Raw genomic sequence first — 21,089 nt, 5'->3', positions numbered from 1 at the left:
CGGGGCAGGTTCCGCGATCCGCCACAGCGCGTGGAGCCCGCCGATGCGGCCGTCCAGCTTGTCGCCTCCGGTCTGGTCCACGCGCAACGCGGGTCGACCAGCCGCAGTCCGCGCGGACTCCACCCCGTCCGCCCGGACCCGTAACAGGTCCGAAACTACCGGTTGAAAACTCTGGAATTTTCTGCCAGCCTGAGAGCCATCGACAAGTGTGAACGTTAACAAGATCACTTAGCACTGGAGGCGCTCCACGCGACCGTCGGGCCCACCCACCTGCCAGGAGACCACGTCCACCACCGAAAGAGCCCAACGCCGCAACCACTCCCCCACGGGCGACCGGGCCTACCTGTCACCACTCCTCTATCCGCTGGCCAGGTAGCCCGAACCGACTCGCAGCCAGGCGGACGCCCGACCTGAGTCCCGCCCCCGCTCGGGCGAACTCACCATCGCGTCCGCCGCTGTTCCACCGGGGCCTCCCGCTGGAACAGCGACAGGAATCCCCTACCCCACCACTGGAGGATCAGCATGGTTTCCCGGACCCGTCCCATCGGGCGCACCCGACTACGAACACTCACTCTTTCCGGAACGGCCGCGATAATTCTGGCCCTGGTCGTGTCACTGATGCCCAATCTGGCCCAGGCCGCCGAGACGACCCTCGGTGCCGCCGCAGCCCAGTCCGGCCGGTACTTCGGTGCCGCAGTCGCCGCCAACAAACTCAACGACAGCGCCTATACGACGATCCTGAACCGCGAGTTCAATGCCATCACCCCCGAAAACGAAATGAAGATCGACGCGACCGAGCCGCAGCAGAACAACTTCACCTTCGGCAACGCGGACCGGATCGTGAACCACGCCCTCTCCCGGGGTTGGAAGGTCCGCGGCCACACCCTGGCCTGGTACTCGCAGCAGCCGGGCTGGATGCAGAGCATGGAGGGCACCACGCTGCGCAACGCGATGCTGAACCACGTCACCCGGGTGGCCACCTACTACCGCGGCAAGATCTACTCGTGGGACGTCGTGAACGAGGCGTTCGAGGACGGCAACAGCGGCGCCCGTCGCAACTCGAACCTCCAGCGCACCGGCAACGACTGGATCGAGGCGGCGTTCCGCGCCGCCGACGCGGCGGACCCGGACGCGAAGCTCTGCTACAACGACTACAACACCGACAACTGGACCTGGGCCAAGACCCAGGCCGTGTACAACATGGTGCGCGACTTCAAGTCCCGTGGCGTGCCGATCGACTGCGTCGGGTTCCAGTCGCACTTCAACGCCAACTCGCCGTACAACAGCAACTACCGCACCACGCTGTCCAGCTTCGCCGCGCTCGGGGTGGACGTGCAGATCACCGAGTTGGACATTGAGGGGTCCGGCACGACGCAGGCCAACACCTACCGCAGCGTGGTCAACGACTGCCTTGCCGTGGCTCGCTGCAACGGGCTCACCGTGTGGGGTGTGCGCGACTGCGACTCGTGGCGCTCGAGCGGCACTCCGCTGCTCTTCGACTGCAGCGGCAACAAGAAGGCCGCCTACACCTCCACGCTGGAGGCCCTGAACAGCGCGGGCCCCGGCACCACCCCCACGCCCACCACGCCGGGCCCCACCCCCACCCCCACCCCCACCGTCCCACCGGGCTCGGCCAGCGAGATCGTCGGCACCCAGTCCGGCCGGTGCGTCGACGTGCCGAACGCGGCGACCACCAACGGCACCCGGGTCCAGCTCTACGACTGCAACAAGCAGACCAACCAGGCCTGGACCTACACCTCGGGCAAACAACTCCAGGTGTACGGCAACATGTGCCTCGACGCGGCAGGCTCCGGCAACGGCGCGGCTGTGCAGATCTACAGCTGCCACAGCCAGACCAACCAGCAGTGGAACGTCAACTCCAACGGCACCATCAGCGGCGTGCAGTCCGGGCGATGCCTGGACGTCTGGAGCACCGCCAACGGCGCCCAGATCCAGCTCTACGACTGCAACGGTCAGAGCAACCAGCAGTTCCGGCTGGCCTCCCTCGGTGGCGGCACCCAGACGCCCACACCCACGCCCACGCCGACCACGCCGCCGCCGACCACCACGTGTGACCTTCCCTCGTCGTACCGCTGGTCATCGACCGGCGCGCTGGCGCAGCCGAGGTCCGGTTGGGTGTCGCTGAAGGACTTCACCGTCGCCCCGTACAACGGCCAGCAGCTCGTCTACGCCACCACCCACGACACCGGCACCACGTGGGGCTCGATGAACTTCGGCCTCTTCAGCAACTACTCCCAGATGGGCTCGGCCAGCCAGAACGCGATGAACTCGGCGACCGTCGCGCCGTCGCTGTTCTACTTCGCGCCGCGCAACATCTGGGTGCTGGCCTACCAGTGGGGCGGCACGGCCTTCTCGTACCGGACCTCCAGCGACCCGACCAACCCGAACGGGTGGTCGTCGGCGCAGACGCTGTTCACCGGCAGCATCTCCAACTCGAACACCGGCCCGATCGACCAGGCGGTCATCGGCGATGACCAGAACATGTACCTGTTCTTCGCCGGCGACAACGGCCGGATCTACCGGGCCAGCATGCCGATCGGCAACTTCCCCGGCAGCTTCGGCTCGAACTACACGACCATCATGACCGACTCGACGAACAACCTGTTCGAGGCTGTGCAGGTCTACAAGCTCCAGGGCCTGAACAAGTACCTCATGATCGTCGAGGCCATCGGCGCGAACGGGCGCTACTTCCGTTCGTTCACGGCCAGCAGCCTGGGTGGGTCGTGGACCCCGCAGGCCACCAGCGAGAGCAACCCGTTCGCCGGCAAGGCCAACAGCGGCGCCACCTGGACGAACGACATCAGCCACGGTGAGCTGCTGCGCACCAACGCCGACCAGACCATGACCGTCAACGCCTGCAACCTGCAACTGCTCTACCAGGGTCGTTCCCCCAGCTCCGGCGGCGACTACGGCCTGCTGCCGTACCGGCCGGGTCTGCTGACCCTGCAACGCTGACGATCGGACATCACCGGGGGCGGGCAGGCTCGGCACACGACGAGCCCGCCCGCCCCTCGCTCTTCCACCACCAGGAGGTACCGACAGTGCGAGGACCTGTAGACCACTCCCCGCCCACGGGGAACACCAAGGCCGACCGAGTGTCGACCGGCTTGAAGGGCCGACTGTTCACGCTCGCCGCAGCCGGGATCGCCGCCGCAGTCGGGTTGCTCACCATCACCCTGGCGACCGGGTCGGCGTCGGCCGCCGACAACCCGTACCAGCGGGGCCCGGACCCCACCCGGACCAGCGTGACCGCTGTGAACGGCCCCTTTGCCAACACGTCGGTCAGCGTCCCGACCGGGTACGGCTTCAACGGCGGCCGGATCTACTACCCGACCGACACCAGCCAGGGAACCTTCGGGGCCATCGCGATCTCGCCGGGTTACACGGCGTTGTTCTCCGCCGAACTGGCCTGGATGGGGCCGTGGCTGGCGTCCCACGGCTTCGTCGTGATCGGCATCGAGACCAACAGCCGCAACGACTTCGACACGGCCCGAGGCACCCAGTTGCTCGCCGCACTGGACTACCTCACGCAGCAGAGCCCCGTACGCGACCGGGTCGACCCCAACCGGTTGGCGGTCGCCGGTCACTCGATGGGCGGCGGCGGCGCGCTGAGCGCAGCCACGCGACGCCCGTCGTTGAAGGCAGTGGTCGGCATCGCGCCGTACTCGCCGTCGTCGAACCTGGCCAACGACCGGGTCCCCACCATGATCTTCGCCGGTCAGGCGGACACGGTGGTCACCCCGTCCTACGCCACCGGCCTGTACAACAGCCTCCCGGCCACGACGGAGAGCGTCTACGTGGAGGTCGCCGGCGCGGATCATGGCTTCATGGTCGGGCGGTCGAACCCGGTGATGGTCCGGACCATGCTGCCGTTCGTCAAGATGTTCCTCGACAACGACACCCGGTACAGCCAGTTCCTCTGCCCCCTGCTGGACTCCAGCGGCGTGGTCACCTACCGCAGCACCTGCCCGCTGCTGCCGTCGACGCCAACCCCGACCGACCCGCCAACCCCTACCGACCCGCCGACCCCCACCCCCACCCCCACCGTCCCACCGGGCTCGGCCAGTGAGATCGTCGGCACGCAGTCCGGCCGGTGCGTCGACGTACCCAACGCCTCGCGTAACAACGGCACCCGGGTCCAGCTCTACACCTGCAACAAGCAGACCAACCAGGCCTGGACCTACACCTCGGGCAAACAACTCCAGGTGTACGGCAACATGTGTCTCGACGCGGCCGGCACCGGCAACGGCGCGGCAGTGCAGATCTACAGCTGCCACAGCCAGACCAACCAGCAGTGGAACGTCAACTCCAACGGCACCATCAGCAACGTCCAGTCCGGACGATGCCTGGACGCCTGGAGCACCGCCAACGGCGCCCAGATCCAGCTCTACGACTGCCACGGACAGACCAACCAGCAGTTCAGGCTCGCCGCCCTCGCTCGTTGATCACGGTCGACTCCGCGCATCACCTGTTCGAGGGTGTGCGGGGCGACCAGCGGCAGGGCGAGATCCAGCACACCTGAAACGGGCGGACCCGGCGTCGCGCCGGGTCCGCCCGCATCACGTGCCCGGAGGGCGGCGACGCCCTGCGTCCCGGGCCCGCCTGGCCGCGCTGATGCACCCGACCTCGGCCCCTCCGTGGGCCCGCCGCACGGGTTGGTGCAGCGCCTTCAGGTCCTCGGGCCGCACAAAATTCCGGTGTCGATCCGGCGGGCGGTGGCTAGCGTACGCGGATGAGCATTGTCCCGAGGACCGGACTGCGGCTGCGATTCCTCAGCGACCCGGGCGAGTTCCTGACCGTTGCCGGTGACTACCTGGGCGCCGATCCGGTCGTCAGCACGGTCGTGACCACCATCGCGCACCGGCTGTTGTCGCAACGGGCAGAGGGTATCCCTCAGCCCGACCGCAACTGGTGGCTCGTGGTCAGCGACGACTCCGGCGCGGTGGTCGGTGCCGGGATGCGCTCGGCGCCGTATGCCCCCTATCCGCCGTTCCTGCTGCCCATGCCCGACGAGGCGGCCGTTGCGCTCGCCCACGCGTTGCACGAGCGCGGGGAGGAGGTCCTCGCGGTCAACGGCGCCCTGCCCGCGGTCGACCTGTGCGCCGCAGCGCTGGCCCAGCTCGGCGGGGGCGAAGTCCGGGTCAACCAGCACACACGGCTGCACCAGCTCGGCGAACTGACACCGCCGCCACCGGTGCCCGGCAGCTTGGTGACCGCGACCGTGGACGACGCGGGACTGGTCACCGAGTGGCTCGCCGCGTTCGTGGGCGACGCCGACGAACAGGCCGGCCGCCCCCGTGGTGCCAGCGCGCACGAAACGCCCGACCATGCGGAGGTGCTGCGTCGGATCCACGCCGGACGGCTGTGGTTCTGGCTCGACGAGACCGGGGAGCCGGTGCACCTCACGGGTGCCAACCCACCGTCGTTCGGGGTGGCCCGCCTCGGCCCGGTGTACACACCGCCGGCCCAACGGGGGCGCGGTTGGGCCAGCAACGCGGTCGCCGAGGTCTCCCGCCGGATCCAGGCCGAGGGTACGCAGGTCTGCCTGTTCACCGACCAGGCCAACCCGACGTCGAACAAGATCTACGCCGCCCTCGGCTACCGGCCGGTCGTCGACATGGCCAACCTGGTCATCGTCTGATGAGCAGCTGGTGGAGCGGCCCCACCGATCAGGTCGAGGTCTGCTCACGCAGTGCCCTGGTCGAGCTGGCGGCGGTGCTACCGGCAGCCGGCAGATTCGTCGTCGCCCGGCTCGACGGTGCGAGGATGACGGATGCTGACCACACCTTCTACGAGTTCTCCGACGCGCTGATCTTTCCCGGCTACTTCGGGTGGAACTGGGCCGCGCTGTCTGACTGCCTCCGCGACCTGAACTGGATGCCCGCGGACGGGTACCTCATCGTCGTCGAGAACGCGCCTCGGGTGTTGTCCAGCAGCGCCGAGGATCGGCACACGCTGTTGTGCATCCTGTCGCAGGCCGTACACCACTGGGCCAGGCCGTTCGGCCAACCAGAGTTCAAGGTGCTGCTGCTCTGCGACCGCGACGACGAGGCGGCGCTGTTGCGGCAGGAGATCGCCCGTACGGACGCCGGTACGCCTCAGCGAGACAGCTTCGCTGATCGTCGGCCGTAGGAAACGGTTGTCCCGACCAGCAACGCCGCTCCGGCGAAGAAGTAGGTGTTGATTGCGATGCCGGTCCAGAACTCGCCAGTGGAGACGTCCGCCACCCCCACGAAACCACCGCGACGGACACCGCTGACCATCACAAAGTTCTCGGCCATTCCTGGCACACCCCGGATGACGAGCAGCACGCTGCCAAACAACAGTGGGATCAGAAGTAGCCACCGGGGAAGATGTCGCGCCGGCGGGCGGACAGTGGCCAGAACGACGGCTGCTCCGAGCGCCGACATCGAGATGAGCACCACGTTGAAGATCACGTAGGCCCTCATGCCCCACGGTCCGTCGCCGGTTGGATCGCGCCCAGGGAAGAACACCAGGATCACGTGGGACACCACAAAGACGATCAACCAAGCCAAGGCGCCGTACGCCCAGCGACTACTGAAAACGGGCATACCAGCACCCTCGCCAAGCCGACAGCGTGACGCCTCCCTCCCCGGGTCGGTTCCACTCACCCAGGAGAGGGAGGTGCGGGAGCACCGACGCACACCCGACCAGACGAGGACGTGTCCAATCGCTTGCTGGTCACGACGGCCTGCGGTCCTACCGACTACTGACGGCCCGGGGCCGGGCTCGCCGCTCGCGCAGCCAGACCAGCACCACCATGGCGACGTTGACGGCGCCGAGGATCAGCAGGGACGCGTCACCGGAGTCGGTGGACCTGTCGATCGCGAAGGCCTCGCCGTCTGCCATCACAGTGTTGACGGTCGTGAACAGGACGTTGTTGGCGACGTGGAAGGCAACCGGTGCCTCGATACCGCGGCTGATGATGGCCATCAGGCCAGTGCTGACCCCGATCACTGTGTAGTAGCCGAACAACCAGGGGTCAGCCGACCCGTGGACCACGGCGAAGCCCAGGCCGGACACGACGAGCCCGACGACCAGGGCGGGGCGAACCGCACGCACCCAGGACGCGGCGACGGGCAGCACCGCACTTCGGAACATCAGCTCCTCGCCGACGGCCTGCACCGGTGTGCTCAGCGCGATGATCGCCAGCATGCCGATCGTCGTGCCGGTGACACCGAAGGCGGTCCAGCCCGGGGCGTCGGGCGCGACCAGCGCCACGACACCGATCCCGGCACCCACCAGCAGCGCCGCCGCGACCAGGTAGTACGTCAGGCGGCGAGCGTCGAAGGCTCGGGGTGCACTGATCAGGCTGCGCCACGGCACCCTGGCGATCCAGACCAGGAGCAGGATCGCCAGGGCGCCCGCCGTGCCGATGCTGACGTTGACGGCCAGGAACTTCAACGGCGTGAGGGTGGCTGACATCGGGTCGTCGCTGCCCTCGATGACGCCCACGAGCTGGTAGAGCAGAACCTGTAGCACCACCATCGCCAGCGGTGGCACGCCGATGACCACCAGCGGCTTCCACCAGCTCATCCGAAGGTGGGCGCCGAAGGGCCGGGAGCTGTCGACGGCCAGCCGGGAATGCTCCGGCGCCTGGAGGCGCGAGCCTCCCGCATCAGAAGGGCTCGTCCCTGTCCAGGGTTCTGCGGCTCTGGGGGCGTTCATCGGGGAGCTCCCTCTCGTCGGTGTGGAGATCCCATTGCAGCGCTCATAGCGCCTCGCCGTCAGTGCCACCACGTCACCACGTCACAGTGACATTTCCTCGGACAGTCGCAACTCACGGTCACGGTCGGCGACGGCGGATGCGCCTACAGCCAGTCGTGTTCGCGGGCGTAGCGGGCCGCTTCGTGGCGGGTCCGGGTCTGGGTCTTGCGCATCGCGTTGGACAGGTAGTTGCGGACGGTGCCCGGAGCCAGGTGGAGCCGAGCGGCGATGTCGGCGACCGAGTAGCCCTCGCCGGTGACCCGCAGGACGTCGGCTTCACGCTCGGTGAGGGGGGAGTCCTCGGTGACGGCGAGCACTGACACGTCCGGGTCTATCCAGCGTTTCCCCGCGTGCAGGGTGGCGATGACCGAGGTGATGTGGGCCGGCTCGGCGGATTTGCTGACGAAGCCTTGGACGCCGAGCTTCAGCGCCTTGCGCAGCACGCCGGGCCGGGCATGCCGGGTCAGCATGAGGATCACCTGCTCCGGTCGCTCGCGGCGGATCTCGGCGACCGCGCCCAGGCCGTCCACTCCCGGCATCTCCAGGTCGATGACCAGAACGTCGGGCCGGTGCCGCAGGGTGGCGGCGATCGCCGTACGGCCGTCCTGCGCCTCGGCGAGAACGGTGATGTCACCCTCCATCGGCAGCAGCGCGGCCAGGGCCGTGCGCAGCAGCGCCTCGTCGTCGGCGAGCACGATGGTGGTCATCGGTCGTCCTTCCCGGTAACCGTCGGGGCCGCGTCGGCCTGAGCGGGTGGGAAGGTCGCTGCGGTCAGGAACCGCCCGTCCTTCTGTTCCACGGACAGCTCACCTCCGTCGTCCGCCACCCGTTGCCTCAGCGCCGCCAGGCCCCTGAGCTGCGGGGGCGAGGTGGCGGTCACGCCGTCGTTGACGATGGTGATGCCCGACGCGGCGAGCGTGATCTGCACCTGGGTGGCCTGCGCGTGCCGCAGGATGTTCGTGGTCGTCTCCCGCAGCACCTGCCCGAGCAGTTCGCTGGCGCGGGCGTCGACCTCGGCCTCCCGGGTCACTCGGACCCGGATGCCGGCGGCCTCGAACAGGTTCTTCGCGTTCTCAATCTCCGCGGTGAGGTTGAGCCGCCGCTGCGCGTAGGCGAGTTCCTTGGTCTGCGCGATGGTGTCGCTGACCAGCGTGTACGTCTCCCGCAGCTCCTTCTCCGCCCGCTCGGTGTCGCGGGACAGCAGCCGCTGGGCCAGGGCGATCTTCAGTTTCACCACGTGCAGGGTGTGGCCCTGGATGTCGTGCAGGTCGCTGGCGAACCGCACCCGCTCCCGGACCACCGCCAGCTCCGCTTCGCGTTCCCGAGTCTGTTCGAGCTCCCGGATGAGGTCGAAGAACCGCTCGCCCACCACCGTGAAGACCGTCACGATGACGGTGAGGGCGGTCGGGATGAGGACATAGGTGACCAGGACGTGACCGATGTCGTCGCGCTGCACCAGCAACCGCGCCGCGCCGACGGCGGCGACGTAGGTGAACAGCCCGGCCATCACCAGCTTCCGCCGCCGTCGCACCTCGCGCAGGGACAGCGAACCCACGGCGCAGACACCCCAGTAGGCGTTGGGGCTGCCGGTCACCAGGACCCCGAGCGGCCAGACCGCCGCCGCCACGACCAGGCAGGGCAGCGCGACCCGGGCGAGGTCGTTTGCCGTCCACCGTTCGAAGGCCACCACGGCCGCCACGGCACCGGGTGCCAGGACGACGACGTGCCACCAGGCGCGCGCGTCGGTGTAGAGCAGGATCACCGCGGCGAACACCACCGGCGGCAGTGAGGTGACGAGGTTGAGCCGGCGCAGCCTTCCCTGCGTCGACTGGGTGAAGCGCGGCGGGCTCGCGGTCACCAGGTCAGTATCCGGCAGCCAGCGGCCGGGACCAGTGACACCACGTCACTTGCGGTGATGACATGGCGCCACTGACAGATCGGCTGCGCCCGCGCTGTCATAGGTGCATGTCCACCACACCTGTCATCGAAGTTGACCGGCTGAACCTCACCTACGGTGATTTCCACGCCGTCAGGGACCTTTCCTTCGAGGTACGACCTGGAGAGCTCTACGCGCTGCTGGGCACCAACGGAGCCGGGAAGACCTCGACACTGGAGGTCATCGAGGGCCACCGCAGGTCAACCTCCGGCACCGTACGTGTCTTCGGGCACCGCCCCGACGACCGCCAGACGGTACGTCCCCGAATGGGCGTCATGCTCCAGGAGAGCGGATTCTCCCCCGACCTCACCGTTCGGGAGTCCGTCGGCCTGATCGGCCGACTCACCGCACGCACCGACGACGTCGACCGGGTACTCGACCTCGTCGACCTCACCGGCCGAGCCCGCCGCAAAGTATCCCAGCTCTCCGGCGGTGAAAAACGGCGCCTCGACTTCGCCACCGCCGTCTACGGCACCCCGGAACTGATCGTCCTCGACGAACCCACCACCGGCCTGGACATCCAATCCCGCGACGCCGTCTGGGCAACCGTCGACCGACTCCGCGAAAACGGCGCCACCATCGTGCTGACCACCCACTATTTGGAAGAAGCACAACAACGCGCCGACCGAATCGGACTGATGCACCACGGCACCCTGCACCGCGAAGGCACCGTCGCCGAACTGACCCGCACCCTGCCCGCCGTCATCCGCTTCACCCTTCCCGCACCGGCACCGGCACCGGCACCGGCGCTGCCGCTGCCGGCCGCCGTCGACATGGACGGGAAGGTCGTGGTCGAGACCTTCGCACTGCAGAACGACCTGCACATCCTGCTCCGGTGGGCGCAGGATCACGCCGTGGAGCTGCAGGGCTTGGAGGCCGGGCCGACCCGCCTCGACGACGTCTTCCGCGCCATCAACAACTGACCCGCCATTTCGACAGGAGCGCCACCGTGTTTCCCATCGCCTCCAGCGAACTGATCCAGATCTTCCGCAACCGACTGGTCCTGATCACCAGCCTCATCATCCCCGTCGTCGTCAGCGCCTACTTCGTCCGCCAACACGACACCTTCGCCGACCTCGGCAGCCTCGGCTACATCGCCGCGATCATCCTGTTCACCATCACCGCCTTCGGCCTCTACACCACCGCCGTCACCACCCTGGCCTCCCGACGCCAGAACCTCTTCCTCAAACGCCTACGCTCCACCGCCGCAACCGACACCACCATCCTCGCCGGCCTCCTGCTGCCCGTCGTCGTCCTCGCCCTGATCCAGGTCACAGCGATCCTGACCGCTCTCGCCGTGGTCGCCGGCGCACCGGCGAACATCGCCCTGCTCGTGGTCGCGACCATCGCCACCCTGGCCATGATGGTCGCCCTGGCGCTGGCCACCGCCGGGCTGACCAACTCACCCGAACACGCCCAGGTCACCACCCTCCCCGTCACCCTCGGCGTGATCGCCGTGGCCAGTTGGGTCGGCATCACCGGCACCGAGAACCTCGCCGGGCTCAAGCGGCTGCTGCCCGGCGGCGCGGCCACCGAACTCACCATGAACGCCTGGAACGGCGGCGTCGCCGTGACCGACTCCCTGCTCCTGCTCGCGCCCACGCTCGGCTGGGTCGCCGTCGCCGTCGCCCTCGCCACCCGACTCTTCCGCTGGGAGCCCCGCCGATGACCACCGAAACCCGGCCGGGGACGCCGACAGTGGTGGAAGACCTTCTGCTGCTCCTGTTCCAACCCAACTCCGGAACCATCGCGGGAGAGAACACCCTTTTCTACGTCCTCGGCGGAGCCGTCCTCGCGGACCTCGCCCTCGGCGATCACCTGACCACCGAGGCCCGGGGACGGGTCAGCGGCGTGGCGGGTCATCCACCGTCGGATGACCTCCTGCGCCCGGCGTGGGACTACCTCGCCGAGAAACCGCGAGGGGTGCAGACGGCCCTGGCCGCGGTCGGCCCCGTCCTGCGCAAGCCGGTGTTGGAGCGGCTCATCGCGCGGGGCGACATCGACCAGGAGCCCCGTAAGGTGCTCGGCCTGTTCCGGACGACAGCCCTACGGGAGGGCAGAACGGAACGACGGGCCCGCCTGCTCGCCGACGTCCGGCGGGTCCTCGTGGACGGTGCGCAGCCGCAGGCTCGTGTCGCGGCGCTCGCGGCGCTGCTCTCGGCGAGCGGAACGCTCCCGCAGTTCCACCGCGAGATCCCGTGGACGTCACCGGTCATCACGCGGGCCAAGGAACTCGAGCGTGGCGACTGGGGCGCCGACGCCGCGGCGGCGGCCGTGACCCGCACCGTGACGGCCACCGTCATCAACAGCGCCGTCGCCGCCATCACCGTGCTGCCGCGAGGTTAGCGGTGCCTGCGCACCAGGCCGCCCGAGGGTGGCTGTCGCCCCCGTGATCAGCGCGCTTCCGAGCCTCGATCGGCAACGATGGGCGGCATGGCTCGGCGGATGCGCACGACCTACCGGGGAGGCACCGTGACTCGCTCGCAGCACCAACGGGGACGGTGTCCCGTCTGTAAACGCCTCGTACCCCTCACCGCTGACGGCAGGGTTGCTCGGCACAACGGCACCATTCGTGCCTACGCCCCGCCCGAGGAGTGCCCCGGGGGTGGACAGCGAGCGGACGCCACGGGGTCATGAGCAGACAGCCGGACGATGTCCGGTTCGGCTCACTCTCTGGGGTGGGGCGGGTGCGGCCCTTCGGGCGGTTTCCCCCTGGCGTGGACGGCGTCGGAAGCCGCGATGCCGGCGAGGACGACGACGGCGGTGGCGGCCACGGCCAGCGGCGGCAGAAGGATCATGAACGGCGAGGCGCCGGCAAGCGCCAGAGCGCCGACGATCCGGGAGTGGGACACCCGGGCGAACACGGCATGTTCCACCAGGGCTCGTCCGATCAGGAAGAGCATCGGTCCGCCCAGGACAACGAGGATCCACGCCGCGTTGGTGTGCCCGAACGGATGTTCGATCACGATTTCATACCCGACGGCGACAGCGACGATCCCGGCCACCATGAGTACGTGCGCGAGGAAAGCCTCTCGGATGAGATGTGCGGGCTCAGCGGCGGCTCTGATGGCTTCGGGCAACAGTTGGCCCGCCCTGAAACTGTAGACGCGAAACAGGAGCACGGTCGTGATGAATGAGACCGCAAAGGCTGCCGCGGCTCCTCCCCGCCGGAACGAGGTGTCACTGTAGGCCGACCCGGTCGTCAGAATAAGTTCGCCGAGGGCGATGATGAAGAATTGTTGGTAACGCTCAGAAAGGTATTCGGCCAGGACGGGCCATTGCCGTTGGGTGGGGCGGGACCACGGCGCGGGATAGAACATCAGAAGTGCCGTGCCGTCGATGGCGATCGCGAGCGTCCACAACAGGCTGCGGGTCAGATCCGTCACGATCGCGCCGGCGATCCACGGCACGGCCGACAACGTGAACCAGAAGAACACTCCAGCTGCTCGGCGCTGAGCTTCGTGGCCGCGCAGTATCGGCACGATGACGAGGCCACGGATGATGTGAACCGCGACGTACGCACCGGCGAAGGCCAGACTTCTGTCACCGAACGCCTGCGGCACGGCGACTGCCATCACCAACGCGCCGAGCATGGCCGTGTAGACCAGCACCTGAAGCTGGGGCCGCTTCGGATCGTAGAGGTCGGTGACCCACGCCGTGACGAACCACAGCACCATGAAGGCCAGCAGCAACAGCAGGGTCTCGCCAGCCTCGATGAGGACGACTCGCTGCTCGGTGAGTTCCTCAACCAGCCGCTGCGAGACCCGATTGAGGGCAAAGATGAAGACCAGGTCGAAGAAGAGTTCCAGAAGGCTTGGTCGCTGCGGTTGCCCGGGTTTCCGAAGCAGCGCTGCTGCCCTTGTCGACATGGGCCGCCCATTCCTGCCGGCTTCGCCTTCCCGGGTAATTGGTACCACGCCGGGCAGGTCGTCGAGTCGATACCCGAAGAATGCCCGGCGAACATGCCCGCCCGGATGTCGACCTCGCGCTACGAGCACGGGATTGCATCTTCCTTCGCGGGGTACGCCCGTTGCGCCACACGGGCGCCCTCGGATCACCCGAGCGGGTCTGTGTGAGCCTCGTACACGCCGGGGGGCCGGTACCGGATGGATCAGCGAGACGGGGGCGTGCGCGCTGGGGCTGACGGCTTGGTGGAACTGCGGGTGCACGGGGTGTCCGCCACCGGCCCGGATGACCTGCTGGATCGACCGCACGTGCAGCAGGTGGCGGGTGACCACCGGGGCGGCTTCTACCGCCCGCGAGCGGTAGACCGCGAGGACAGCGAGGCGGGCGCGGTGACGCTCGAGGCCTACCGCTGGAACAACCTGCCCGCTGGCAACGCGGTGCGAACGTTGTCGATGGTGATCCTGCTGCCCTTCATGCTGATCAACCTCGCCATCTGGATGCGTCCGGCCGGAGCCGGCGGCGACCCGGTGATCAAGGCCCTGTGCCGGTTGTTGGCGCTCACCATGACCTCGATGTACGTGCTGAGCATCGTGGGGGTCGCCCTGGATGTGATCGCGTGGAAGTGCATGTCCTCACCGGAGTGCCTAACCGGACGTAGCTGGCTCTCCTGGCTCGGGGGGCGTCCCGCCGGACTGCGCCTGGCGGTGCTCGCACTGGCACCGGCTGCGGCCATCAGCCTGGTGTGGGGGCTCAGCGCGCGCCCGGCACTTCCCGCTGACGTCTTCCGCGCGGCCGACCACCCTCGTGCGGCGGACCGGCTCACCGCCGTCGGCCGGTGGGACAATGAGCCACTGGTGGCACGACTGCGCTCGATTCACGTGGCGGCGGCGTTTGCCACGCTGGACCTCAGCCTGCTCGCAGCCCGGTCCGCGCAGGGTCTGTCGATCGGCACCATCGCGCTGACGGCAGCTGCCGGACTTCTGTTGATCACATGCGCGGTTCTGCTCTGCACCCCACCCCTGGCCACGCCCACGGAGCTGCGGCTCGACCGGTTGGTCAGCGCGCTACGCACGATCGCCCTCGGTCTGACTGTGCTGGTCTGGATCCTCGTTGTGACCAGCTCGGCATCCTGGCCGGAGCGGAACGGGCTGCCCGGCTACAACCTGACCGTCGTCGGGCTGTTCATCGGTCAGGCGGTGCTGCTTGCTGCCCTGGGGGTGGTGCTGTTCTGGCATCGGGCTCGAGATCCGAATGTCGCGCCCGCCCTCGGGCTCGGTGCCTTGGCGACCTCCGTAGCCGCGATCAGTCTGGCGATCACGTTCTCCGCTGAGCTGGTCTATCGGGTGTCCGACGTTCTGAACAGGGGCGCGCCCACCGCCGAGGCGTTGATAACCAGCCCGCCACGTGCCTGCATCTGGGCGATTCTCGGCTTCTCGCTGGCGGTGCTGGTGACGCTGGCCGTCGCCGCCGTGGTGTCGGTGGCGTCACGACCGGGACGGATCCGGGCCGCGTCGGCAATCGTTGCTCGTGACTTCCCGGACGCGCCGCCCGATGCCACACCGCGACTGCGGCAGGTGCGCAAGACCTTGGCCCGTGCCCGGTTCACCGAGCGGCTGTTGCCGCTCGCGGTGCTCTACGCCTGCCTCGCCGGGATCGGTATAGCAGCGGTCGCGCTCGGCCTGCTGCCGACGCCTCCCGGCGAAATGGTCCAGCGCTACGTCGGGTTGCCGGTCGGCTTCGTCGACTTCCTCATCGGTGTCGGCAGCTATCTGATCGCCGCTCTCATCGTCGGCCTGGTCCTCGGTGGAATCTTCGCCCATCGCACCCCGTGGTTCCGCCGGTACGTCGGCGTGCTGTGGGACCTGGGCACGTTCTGGCCCAGATCCGCGCACCCGTTCGCGCCACCGTGCTACGCCGAACGTGCCGTTCCCGAACTGACCTGCCGGATCACCCACCTCGTCGACTCCGGTAACGCGGTGGTGCTCACCGGGCACAGCCACGGCTCCGTCCTGCTCGCCGCGACAGTGCTCCAACTGCCGCCGCGGGTCACCGACCGGGTCGGGCTGCTGACCCACGGCTCGCCCCTCCGACGGTTGTACGCGCGCCTCTTTCCCGCGTACGTCAGCGACGAGGTGATTCACGAGATCGCCGACCGGGTGAACTGGCGGTGGGTGAATCTGTGGCGGGACACCGACCCCATCGGGGGTCGCGTCTTTCCGCCGCAGGGCCCCGACAAGGCACCCACGGCGTGCGACCGGGAGGCGACGGTGGACCGACGGCTTCGCGACCCGTACGCCGTCACACCTCCGTCCGGCGACATCTTCCCGCCACCGATGAAGGGACACCGGCCCTGCGAATCGGAGAAGGCGTTCACCGACGCGGTGCGCCACCTGGCCGACCAACTCCGCTGAGCGGGCCACGAGTAGCGGACAGCCGACACCGGAGCACAATGTAGCCGACTGTGACCATCAGATCACCACGCGCACACTCCTCTCCGACATGTTCCCGTCGACTGGAGGAACAGATGCGTCTCCGATCGTTCGTCACCACGGCACTGGCCGCCGTCCTGGCCGCCGGCGCACTCGCGCCGCCCACACCGGCCGCGGCGGCCACCGCCGACCGCTGGGGCTTCGCGTACGTCAAGGACCCCACAGTCCCGGTCTGGACCGTGCTGGACACCAGCCGGCAGTGGGGCAGCTGGAAGACCGCCTTCCCCGCTGCCTGGGCCGACGGCATCAAGCTCGCGCCCGGCCGGTTCCAGGTCCGTTTTCCGCAGATCGGTGCCAGCTCACGCGGTGTGCCGCACGTGACCCCGGTGAACCGGACCGGTCACTACTGCGAGGTGGTCCGCTGGTTCCAGTCCGGCACCGACGAAATCGTCGACGTGCAGTGCCACAAGCCGGGCGGCACGCGCGATGACACTCCGTTCACAGTGCTCTGGACGACCAGCTCAGGCGTGCTGCCGGCCGGCACCTCACACGCGTACGTGCAGTGGAGCAGCGGGCTGGTGGCGCAGTCGTACAACTCCACCGGTGGCGTGAACACTGTCGGGCCGCTGGGCGTCGGGCAGTACCTGGTGCGGCTGCCCGGGGTGGGATTGGCCGATCTGCTCGCCGGCAACGTGCAGGTCACCGCCGTGCAGCCGAACGCCGGCCCCCGCCGCTGCAAGGTCTACTCCTGGAGCGCGGTCGGCACCGGCGTGCAGGTGTACGTCTTCTGCTACGACCAGGCGGGCGCGTTCAACAACACCGACTTCGCCCTCTCGTACCACCGTCGGCGGCCGGTGATCGGCTCCCTCGGTCCACCCTCGTACTTCGGCTACCTGGGTACCGCCGTGGGCGGGCCGACAAACGACAACTCGGTGCTCGGCGTCGGCGCGAACACCGTGGCGCCGCTGGCGCCCTCGGGCCGCTACCTGGCGACCTTCCCGCAGATCGGCATCAAGGAGACGCACGCCCAGGTGGTGGCGCAGGGCGCCGGCAGCAACTACTGCCACCTCACCCAACCCTGGCCGTACACCACCAACGCCGACGTCGACGTCATCTGCTTCGACAACACCGGCGCGGTCACCCCGCACAGGTTCCTGGCCACCTTCACCTCCCGGCTCTGACGCCGGGCCGCGCCGGCGGTAGCGCTTGCGTTGCTGCCGGCGCGGTCGTGGCCTGCCGCTCGTGGTGGAGTCATCGACCTGGGATGTGTGGACCAGACGGAAGCGTCCGACGAGCGACCGGCTGCGGCCGAGCTAGCCGGCGCTCGCCTCCCGCTGGATCTGCTCGAACTGGGCGGCCATCGCGGCGGCCAGAGTCTGCGCGGCCGACAGTGGGCGAACCATGACAGTGAACTCGTCGATCAGACCGGTCTCGTCCAGGTGCAGGAAGTCGCAACCTTCGACGGCGACGTCGCCAATCCTCGCCTCGAACACCAGCGCGTGATCGCGACCGCCGTCACCGCTCAGCTCACGGGTGTACCGGAAGTCCTCGAAGACCCGCAGCACGCCGCGCAGGATCGCCGCGGTGATGGCCTTTCCCGGGTAGGGCTTGAACGCCACCGGGCTGCGGAAGACCACGTCGTCGGCAAGGGCCGCCGTGATGGCATCGGGATCGCGTGCTTCAACTGCCGCGCGGAAGTCGATCACCACGCCAGCGTACGGGGTCTTTCCGGCAGCCGCGTGCCCAGTACTCGTCGATCCTGCACCGCGCAGGAGCCTGGTGTGGCAAGCGGGACGGCCCGGCGATCGTCGGCCCTCCGCGGAGGGTTGATCGCCGGGCCGCTCCGGTGACGAGCCGCCCCGGGCGGCCCGTCGATCAACCGGTCAGAGGCCGGCGGCGTGCGCGGCGGCGGTACCGCCGACCACAGGCAGGACGATGTTGCTGCTCTTCAGAGCGACCTGCAGGTTCGCGGCGGTGGTGTCCGCCTGGCTGGAGTACTGCGGGTAGCTGGCCACGATGATCACGCCGATCCGGTGGCCGGGCTTGAAGACATAGTCCTCGGGCAGCAGCGGGAAGCTGAAGTTGTACGACTCCCCCTGCACCAGCGGCACGGCGACGCGGATCGACTGCCGGTTCTGGGCGTCCATGATGCCCTTGGTGACCAGCTCGTAGTCGGCGGTGGCCACCCGCTTCGCCGTCTGCTTGTAGCAGCCGTCGTCGGTCGGGCTGCTCTCGCCCCAGCAGTCCGATGTGTCCAGGGTGATGATCCCCTCGCCGGAGGCCCGGTGCGCGACCCGCTCGTCGGTGCCGTAGTCGACCAGGATCGCCCCGAGGTTGGTGTCGGTCTGGTCGGCGGAGGCCCGCAGTTGCACTGTGGGCGTGCCGGAGATGTGCAGCGGCGCGGAAAGTGGCGCGGAGAGGAAGGCCAGCCGGTTGGGCTGCACCACGTCCGGGTTGAGGATCATGGTGTTCTGGCTCTGCGTGCGGCTGTCCTGGAATGCCCCGGTCGCCGGCTTCGCGGTGGGCACCAGCCCGAGACCGCCCGCGCCGGTGGTGGCGGGCTGGAGGAACACCTCCGTGTCCGCCTTGCCGGGGATCGGCCAGTCGGCGTGGGTCTCCCACACGTCGGCGGAGCGCTCCAGGTCCACCCGCGGCTCGTCCATGATGCCGTTGGCGACGTTCTGCAGCCAGAAGTCGAACCACCGGTGCAGCGTCGACACCCACACCGCGCGGCGCGAGTCGAACGGGTCGACGTGGCCCTCCTGCGACAGCCACAGCTTGCGCGGCACGTTGTTCTCCGCCAGGGCGTACCAGAACTTGCTGAAGTGGTCCGGCCGGACGTTGTCGTCGTTGAGGCCGTGGTAGAGCAGCACGCTGGCGGTGACGTTGGGGACCTTCTTGACGTAGCTGCGCTCGTTCCAGAAGGCCGTGTAGTCGCCGTGCTCGTCGCCGTCGGCGGCGCCAATCGCGTCGCGCACCGGCTTGCAGTACTCCCGTCGCTCGGGGTTGGTGACCGTGTTGGCCAGCGACGACACGTAGCTGTTGCCACGGGTGACCACGCCGTTGCTGCGCACGTAGTCGTAGTACTCGGTCGGTCCGCTGATGGGCACGACAGTGGTCAGGCCCTTCACGCCGGTCACCGCCGTGGCCATGGCCAGCGAGCCGTCGTACGACTTGCCGATCATCCCCGTCCTGCCGTTGTGCCAGTCGGCCTTGACGACCTCACCGGCGGCGTTACGGGCGGTGGCCCGGCCGTTGAGCCAGTTGATGGCCTGCTTGGCGCTGAGGTTGTCCTGGTTGGCGTTGGTGGTCGGGCAGCCGGTGGAGTTGTTGGTGCCGACCATGTCCAGCAGGATGACCGCGTAGCCGCGCGGCACGAAGTAGTTGTCGTAGAACAGCGGCCACTTGTCGAGCAGCCCGTCGCCGTCGAGGTCCGCCTTGCACTCGGACTCGTTGCCTCGGCAGACCGTCGAGTAGTAGGGGCTGGCGTCCATCACGACGGGGGCCTTGAGCCCCTGCGCGGTGGCTGCCGGCCGCATCAGGTCGAACGCGATGATGTCGCGCAGTCCGTCGTTGTCGCTGTCGAAGGTGGAGTCGATGAACAGGCGTTCCCGAATGGCGTCGGCGTAGCCGAACACCGGCTGGGTGACGCCGTCCTGGACGACGATCGACGGCGGGCCGTCCGCCGCCTGCGCCTGCGGCGCCGCGCCGAGGGCGGCGAGCACAGTCGCGGACAGTACGGCCACGCCTGTGCGCCAGCGCGTTCCCACTGTAGGCATGCAATCTCCTTGATGTGTCCGAGGCTGCGTACGCTACGAGCCGACGGCCTTGTGCCACCACCTGCACGTGTAGGAACTTCACCGGGTGTGGTTCGACGGGTCGCGGCCCTCGTCCGCGGGCAGCCGTGCTCGGGGTACGGAAGTGCCTCGGTGCGGCGGCGACCGGTGCCGGGTCGGCGCCGCACCGAGGTGCTGGGGGACGGGACTACGGCTGGTCGGCCAGCACCAGCTCCCGCAGCCGTCGGTCGAGTGTGGGGGCGTCCAGGCCGCCCGGCCAGCCGCGGAGCAGGGCGCCGCCCTTGGCCACCAGCACGACGGCCGGGGGCTCCCGCACCGCGTACGAACGCCAGATCGTCTGCTGGTCGTCCACGACGATCGGGTACTCCACCCGGTGAGCGCGGAGGTAGTCCTGGACCTCGTCGGCCTGGTCCGCGCCGGCCACGCCGACGAAGACCACCCGGTCCCGGTAGCTGCGGGCGAGGTCACTGAGGGCGGCCTGGTTGCTGGCGCAGGTGGTGCACCAGGAGCTGAAGAAGGTGAGCACGACGGGACGCTGCGCCCACAGCTCGGCGGCGGCGAACGGTGTGCCGTCGGTCAGCGCGCCGGTGAATGCCGGGGCGGCCGGGGCGGTGCCGGGCACCGGCCGCAGCGCCAGGTCGGCGGGGACCGGCCCGGGCAGCGCCGTCGCGCCGCCGGCGGGCGTCGGCGCGGGCTGGGGATCGGGCGTGCTGCATCCGCCCAACAGCGCCGCCGCGAGCAACAGCGGCAGGAGTGCCCGCCTCATGAGGGGACCACCGCCACCAGCGCCGGGCCCTCGCTGCTGTCCGGCGTCAGGTCGAGCGCCGGCTGGCCGTCCACCTCCAGCCGGTAGGAGTCCCGCTGCGGCACCCGCACACCGACGGCGAACTCGCAGTAGGTGGGCAGGCGCTCGACCCCCAGGTCCTCGGCGAAGGCCGCCACGGCGGTCCCCGCCGGCAGCCGCCCGCTGGCCAGCGCCGTTCCGTGGGGGTCGAGCACGCGGAACGATGCCCGGTTGTGGAAGTGCTGGTAGGGACCGGTCCCGGCGCAGTCCACGCCCGCGGCCCGGATGTTGATGTCGCGAACAAGGACCCGGACGGTCGTCGGGGAGACCGCCTCCTCGGCAGCGCCGACGGCACCGCAGCCGGTCGCGCCGGCCAGCAGCAGGGGCAGCAGAGCCATGGTGCTTCGCCGCACGTCATCCTCCTTCCGTCCGCCTGCCGGGTCCGCGGCGGCAGGCCGCCGCGGATCCGGCAGAAACGGGGTCAACCT

Annotated in this window: 18 protein-coding genes; 9 read left to right on the top strand and 9 right to left on the bottom strand. The window is 69.0% G+C overall.

Translation table 11 applies throughout. The features are described 5' to 3' along the window. Nucleotides 1–618 precede the first annotated feature (618 nt). The 4 genes from ACLQ3F_RS08660 to ACLQ3F_RS08645 all read left to right on the top strand — a co-directional run bounded on the left by ACLQ3F_RS08660 (nucleotide 619) and on the right by ACLQ3F_RS08645 (nucleotide 6,153). Nucleotides 619–2,976 carry a non-reducing end alpha-L-arabinofuranosidase family hydrolase gene (locus tag ACLQ3F_RS08660; RefSeq protein WP_425847650.1) on the top strand — a complete coding sequence of 786 codons (2,358 nt, stop codon included), beginning with the start codon at nucleotides 619–621 and terminating at the stop codon, nucleotides 2,974–2,976. 140 nt (nucleotides 2,977–3,116) lie between these two features. Then, the gene (locus tag ACLQ3F_RS08655; protein WP_425847649.1) at nucleotides 3,117–4,466 is read left to right on the top strand and encodes a ricin-type beta-trefoil lectin domain protein; all 1,350 of its coding nucleotides are present in this window, start codon (nucleotides 3,117–3,119) and stop codon (nucleotides 4,464–4,466) included. A gap of 287 nt (nucleotides 4,467–4,753) precedes the next feature. Then, a complete protein-coding gene (locus tag ACLQ3F_RS08650; RefSeq protein WP_425847648.1) occupies nucleotides 4,754–5,662 on the top strand; it encodes a GNAT family N-acetyltransferase in 909 nt (302 codons plus the stop codon). Beyond that, the gene (locus tag ACLQ3F_RS08645) at nucleotides 5,662–6,153 is read left to right on the top strand and encodes a barstar family protein (RefSeq protein WP_425847647.1); all 492 of its coding nucleotides are present in this window, start codon (nucleotides 5,662–5,664) and stop codon (nucleotides 6,151–6,153) included. Before ACLQ3F_RS08650 ends, ACLQ3F_RS08645 begins: the two co-directional genes overlap by 1 nt. Here the strand turns inward: ACLQ3F_RS08645 and ACLQ3F_RS08640 are convergent. The 4 genes from ACLQ3F_RS08640 to ACLQ3F_RS08625 form a co-directional block, all read right to left on the bottom strand. Then, a complete protein-coding gene (locus ACLQ3F_RS08640) occupies nucleotides 6,120–6,593 on the bottom strand; it encodes a hypothetical protein (protein ID WP_425847646.1) in 474 nt (157 codons plus the stop codon). The two genes, ACLQ3F_RS08645 and ACLQ3F_RS08640, sit on opposite strands and share 34 nt — an antisense overlap. Before the next feature lie 148 nt (nucleotides 6,594–6,741). After that, entirely contained in the window at nucleotides 6,742–7,710 is a 969-nt protein-coding gene (locus ACLQ3F_RS08635; RefSeq protein WP_425847644.1) for a CPBP family intramembrane glutamic endopeptidase, read from the bottom strand. A gap of 143 nt (nucleotides 7,711–7,853) precedes the next feature. Next, complete coding sequence (locus ACLQ3F_RS08630; RefSeq protein ID WP_393224703.1) at nucleotides 7,854–8,456, bottom strand: response regulator; 603 nt, start codon at nucleotides 8,454–8,456, stop codon at nucleotides 7,854–7,856. Further along, on the bottom strand, nucleotides 8,453–9,607 hold the full coding sequence (locus ACLQ3F_RS08625) for a sensor histidine kinase (protein ID WP_425847641.1): 1,155 nt from the start codon (nucleotides 9,605–9,607) through the stop codon (nucleotides 8,453–8,455). The genes ACLQ3F_RS08630 and ACLQ3F_RS08625 overlap by 4 nt, the downstream gene beginning before the upstream one ends. A 107-nt stretch (nucleotides 9,608–9,714) precedes the next feature. Here ACLQ3F_RS08625 and ACLQ3F_RS08620 point away from each other — a divergent pair, with 107 nt between their 5' ends. Genes ACLQ3F_RS08620 through ACLQ3F_RS08610 form a run of 3 tightly spaced genes read left to right on the top strand, consistent with a single transcriptional unit; the run spans nucleotide 9,715 to nucleotide 12,031 of the window. Next, a complete protein-coding gene (locus ACLQ3F_RS08620; protein WP_425847639.1) occupies nucleotides 9,715–10,608 on the top strand; it encodes an ABC transporter ATP-binding protein in 894 nt (297 codons plus the stop codon). Between the two features lie 26 nt (nucleotides 10,609–10,634). Beyond that, nucleotides 10,635–11,354 (top strand): ABC transporter permease, encoded by a 720-nt coding sequence (locus ACLQ3F_RS08615; RefSeq protein ID WP_357207053.1) that lies wholly within the window; start codon nucleotides 10,635–10,637, stop codon nucleotides 11,352–11,354. Then, nucleotides 11,351–12,031 (top strand): GOLPH3/VPS74 family protein, encoded by a 681-nt coding sequence (locus ACLQ3F_RS08610; protein WP_425847638.1) that lies wholly within the window; start codon nucleotides 11,351–11,353, stop codon nucleotides 12,029–12,031. Before ACLQ3F_RS08615 ends, ACLQ3F_RS08610 begins: the two co-directional genes overlap by 4 nt. Before the next feature lie 320 nt (nucleotides 12,032–12,351). Here the strand turns inward: ACLQ3F_RS08610 and ACLQ3F_RS08605 are convergent, their stop codons facing one another. Next, nucleotides 12,352–13,554: a low temperature requirement protein A gene (locus ACLQ3F_RS08605; RefSeq protein WP_425847636.1), complete on the bottom strand. Its 1,203-nt coding sequence runs from the start codon at nucleotides 13,552–13,554 to the stop codon at nucleotides 12,352–12,354. A gap of 258 nt (nucleotides 13,555–13,812) precedes the next feature. Here ACLQ3F_RS08605 and ACLQ3F_RS08600 point away from each other — a divergent pair, with 258 nt between their 5' ends. Continuing rightward, nucleotides 13,813–16,002: a hypothetical protein gene (locus ACLQ3F_RS08600; RefSeq protein ID WP_425847634.1), complete on the top strand. Its 2,190-nt coding sequence runs from the start codon at nucleotides 13,813–13,815 to the stop codon at nucleotides 16,000–16,002. A gap of 113 nt (nucleotides 16,003–16,115) precedes the next feature. Then, nucleotides 16,116–17,201, top strand: coding sequence for a hypothetical protein (locus ACLQ3F_RS08595; protein WP_425847632.1), 1,086 nt, complete (start codon nucleotides 16,116–16,118; stop codon nucleotides 17,199–17,201). A 132-nt stretch (nucleotides 17,202–17,333) separates the two neighbouring features. Here ACLQ3F_RS08595 and ACLQ3F_RS08590 read toward each other — a convergent pair whose 3' ends face one another. The 4 genes from ACLQ3F_RS08590 to ACLQ3F_RS08575 all read right to left on the bottom strand — a co-directional run bounded on the left by ACLQ3F_RS08590 (nucleotide 17,334) and on the right by ACLQ3F_RS08575 (nucleotide 21,014). Continuing rightward, complete coding sequence (locus ACLQ3F_RS08590) at nucleotides 17,334–17,726, bottom strand: nuclear transport factor 2 family protein (protein WP_425847630.1); 393 nt, start codon at nucleotides 17,724–17,726, stop codon at nucleotides 17,334–17,336. Nucleotides 17,727–17,903: 177 nt separating this feature from the next. Continuing rightward, complete coding sequence (locus ACLQ3F_RS08585; RefSeq protein ID WP_355006420.1) at nucleotides 17,904–19,799, bottom strand: CocE/NonD family hydrolase; 1,896 nt, start codon at nucleotides 19,797–19,799, stop codon at nucleotides 17,904–17,906. Between the two features lie 205 nt (nucleotides 19,800–20,004). After that, on the bottom strand, nucleotides 20,005–20,583 hold the full coding sequence (locus ACLQ3F_RS08580) for a TlpA family protein disulfide reductase (protein WP_425847628.1): 579 nt from the start codon (nucleotides 20,581–20,583) through the stop codon (nucleotides 20,005–20,007). Further along, entirely contained in the window at nucleotides 20,580–21,014 is a 435-nt protein-coding gene (locus ACLQ3F_RS08575; RefSeq protein ID WP_425847626.1) for a hypothetical protein, read from the bottom strand. The genes ACLQ3F_RS08580 and ACLQ3F_RS08575 overlap by 4 nt, the downstream gene beginning before the upstream one ends. Nucleotides 21,015–21,089 lie beyond the last annotated feature (75 nt).

It is taken from the genome of Micromonospora sp. DT15, assembly GCF_049841475.1.
Taxonomy (GTDB): domain Bacteria; phylum Actinomycetota; class Actinomycetes; order Mycobacteriales; family Micromonosporaceae; genus Micromonospora.
This window is presented reverse-complemented; position numbering and strand designations above follow the sequence as displayed.

Excerpts from the sequence above, each read along its gene's own strand:
- ACLQ3F_RS08660 (WP_425847650.1), top strand. The coding sequence starts at position 619 with ATGCCCAATCTGGCCCAGGCCGCCGAGACGACCCTCGGTGCCGCCGCA.
- ACLQ3F_RS08650 (WP_425847648.1), top strand. The coding sequence starts at position 4,754 with ATGAGCATTGTCCCGAGGACCGGACTGCGGCTGCGATTCCTCAGCGAC.
- ACLQ3F_RS08645 (WP_425847647.1), top strand. The coding sequence starts at position 5,662 with ATGAGCAGCTGGTGGAGCGGCCCCACCGATCAGGTCGAGGTCTGCTCA.
- ACLQ3F_RS08640 (WP_425847646.1), bottom strand. The coding sequence starts at position 6,593 with ATGCCCGTTTTCAGTAGTCGCTGGGCGTACGGCGCCTTGGCTTGGTTG.
- ACLQ3F_RS08635 (WP_425847644.1), bottom strand. The coding sequence starts at position 7,710 with ATGAACGCCCCCAGAGCCGCAGAACCCTGGACAGGGACGAGCCCTTCT.
- ACLQ3F_RS08630 (WP_393224703.1), bottom strand. The coding sequence starts at position 8,456 with ATGACCACCATCGTGCTCGCCGACGACGAGGCGCTGCTGCGCACGGCC.
- ACLQ3F_RS08620 (WP_425847639.1), top strand. The coding sequence starts at position 9,715 with ATGTCCACCACACCTGTCATCGAAGTTGACCGGCTGAACCTCACCTAC.
- ACLQ3F_RS08610 (WP_425847638.1), top strand. The coding sequence starts at position 11,351 with ATGACCACCGAAACCCGGCCGGGGACGCCGACAGTGGTGGAAGACCTT.
- ACLQ3F_RS08605 (WP_425847636.1), bottom strand. The coding sequence starts at position 13,554 with ATGTCGACAAGGGCAGCAGCGCTGCTTCGGAAACCCGGGCAACCGCAG.
- ACLQ3F_RS08595 (WP_425847632.1), top strand. The coding sequence starts at position 16,116 with ATGCGTCTCCGATCGTTCGTCACCACGGCACTGGCCGCCGTCCTGGCC.
- ACLQ3F_RS08585 (WP_355006420.1), bottom strand. The coding sequence starts at position 19,799 with ATGCCTACAGTGGGAACGCGCTGGCGCACAGGCGTGGCCGTACTGTCC.
- ACLQ3F_RS08580 (WP_425847628.1), bottom strand. The coding sequence starts at position 20,583 with ATGAGGCGGGCACTCCTGCCGCTGTTGCTCGCGGCGGCGCTGTTGGGC.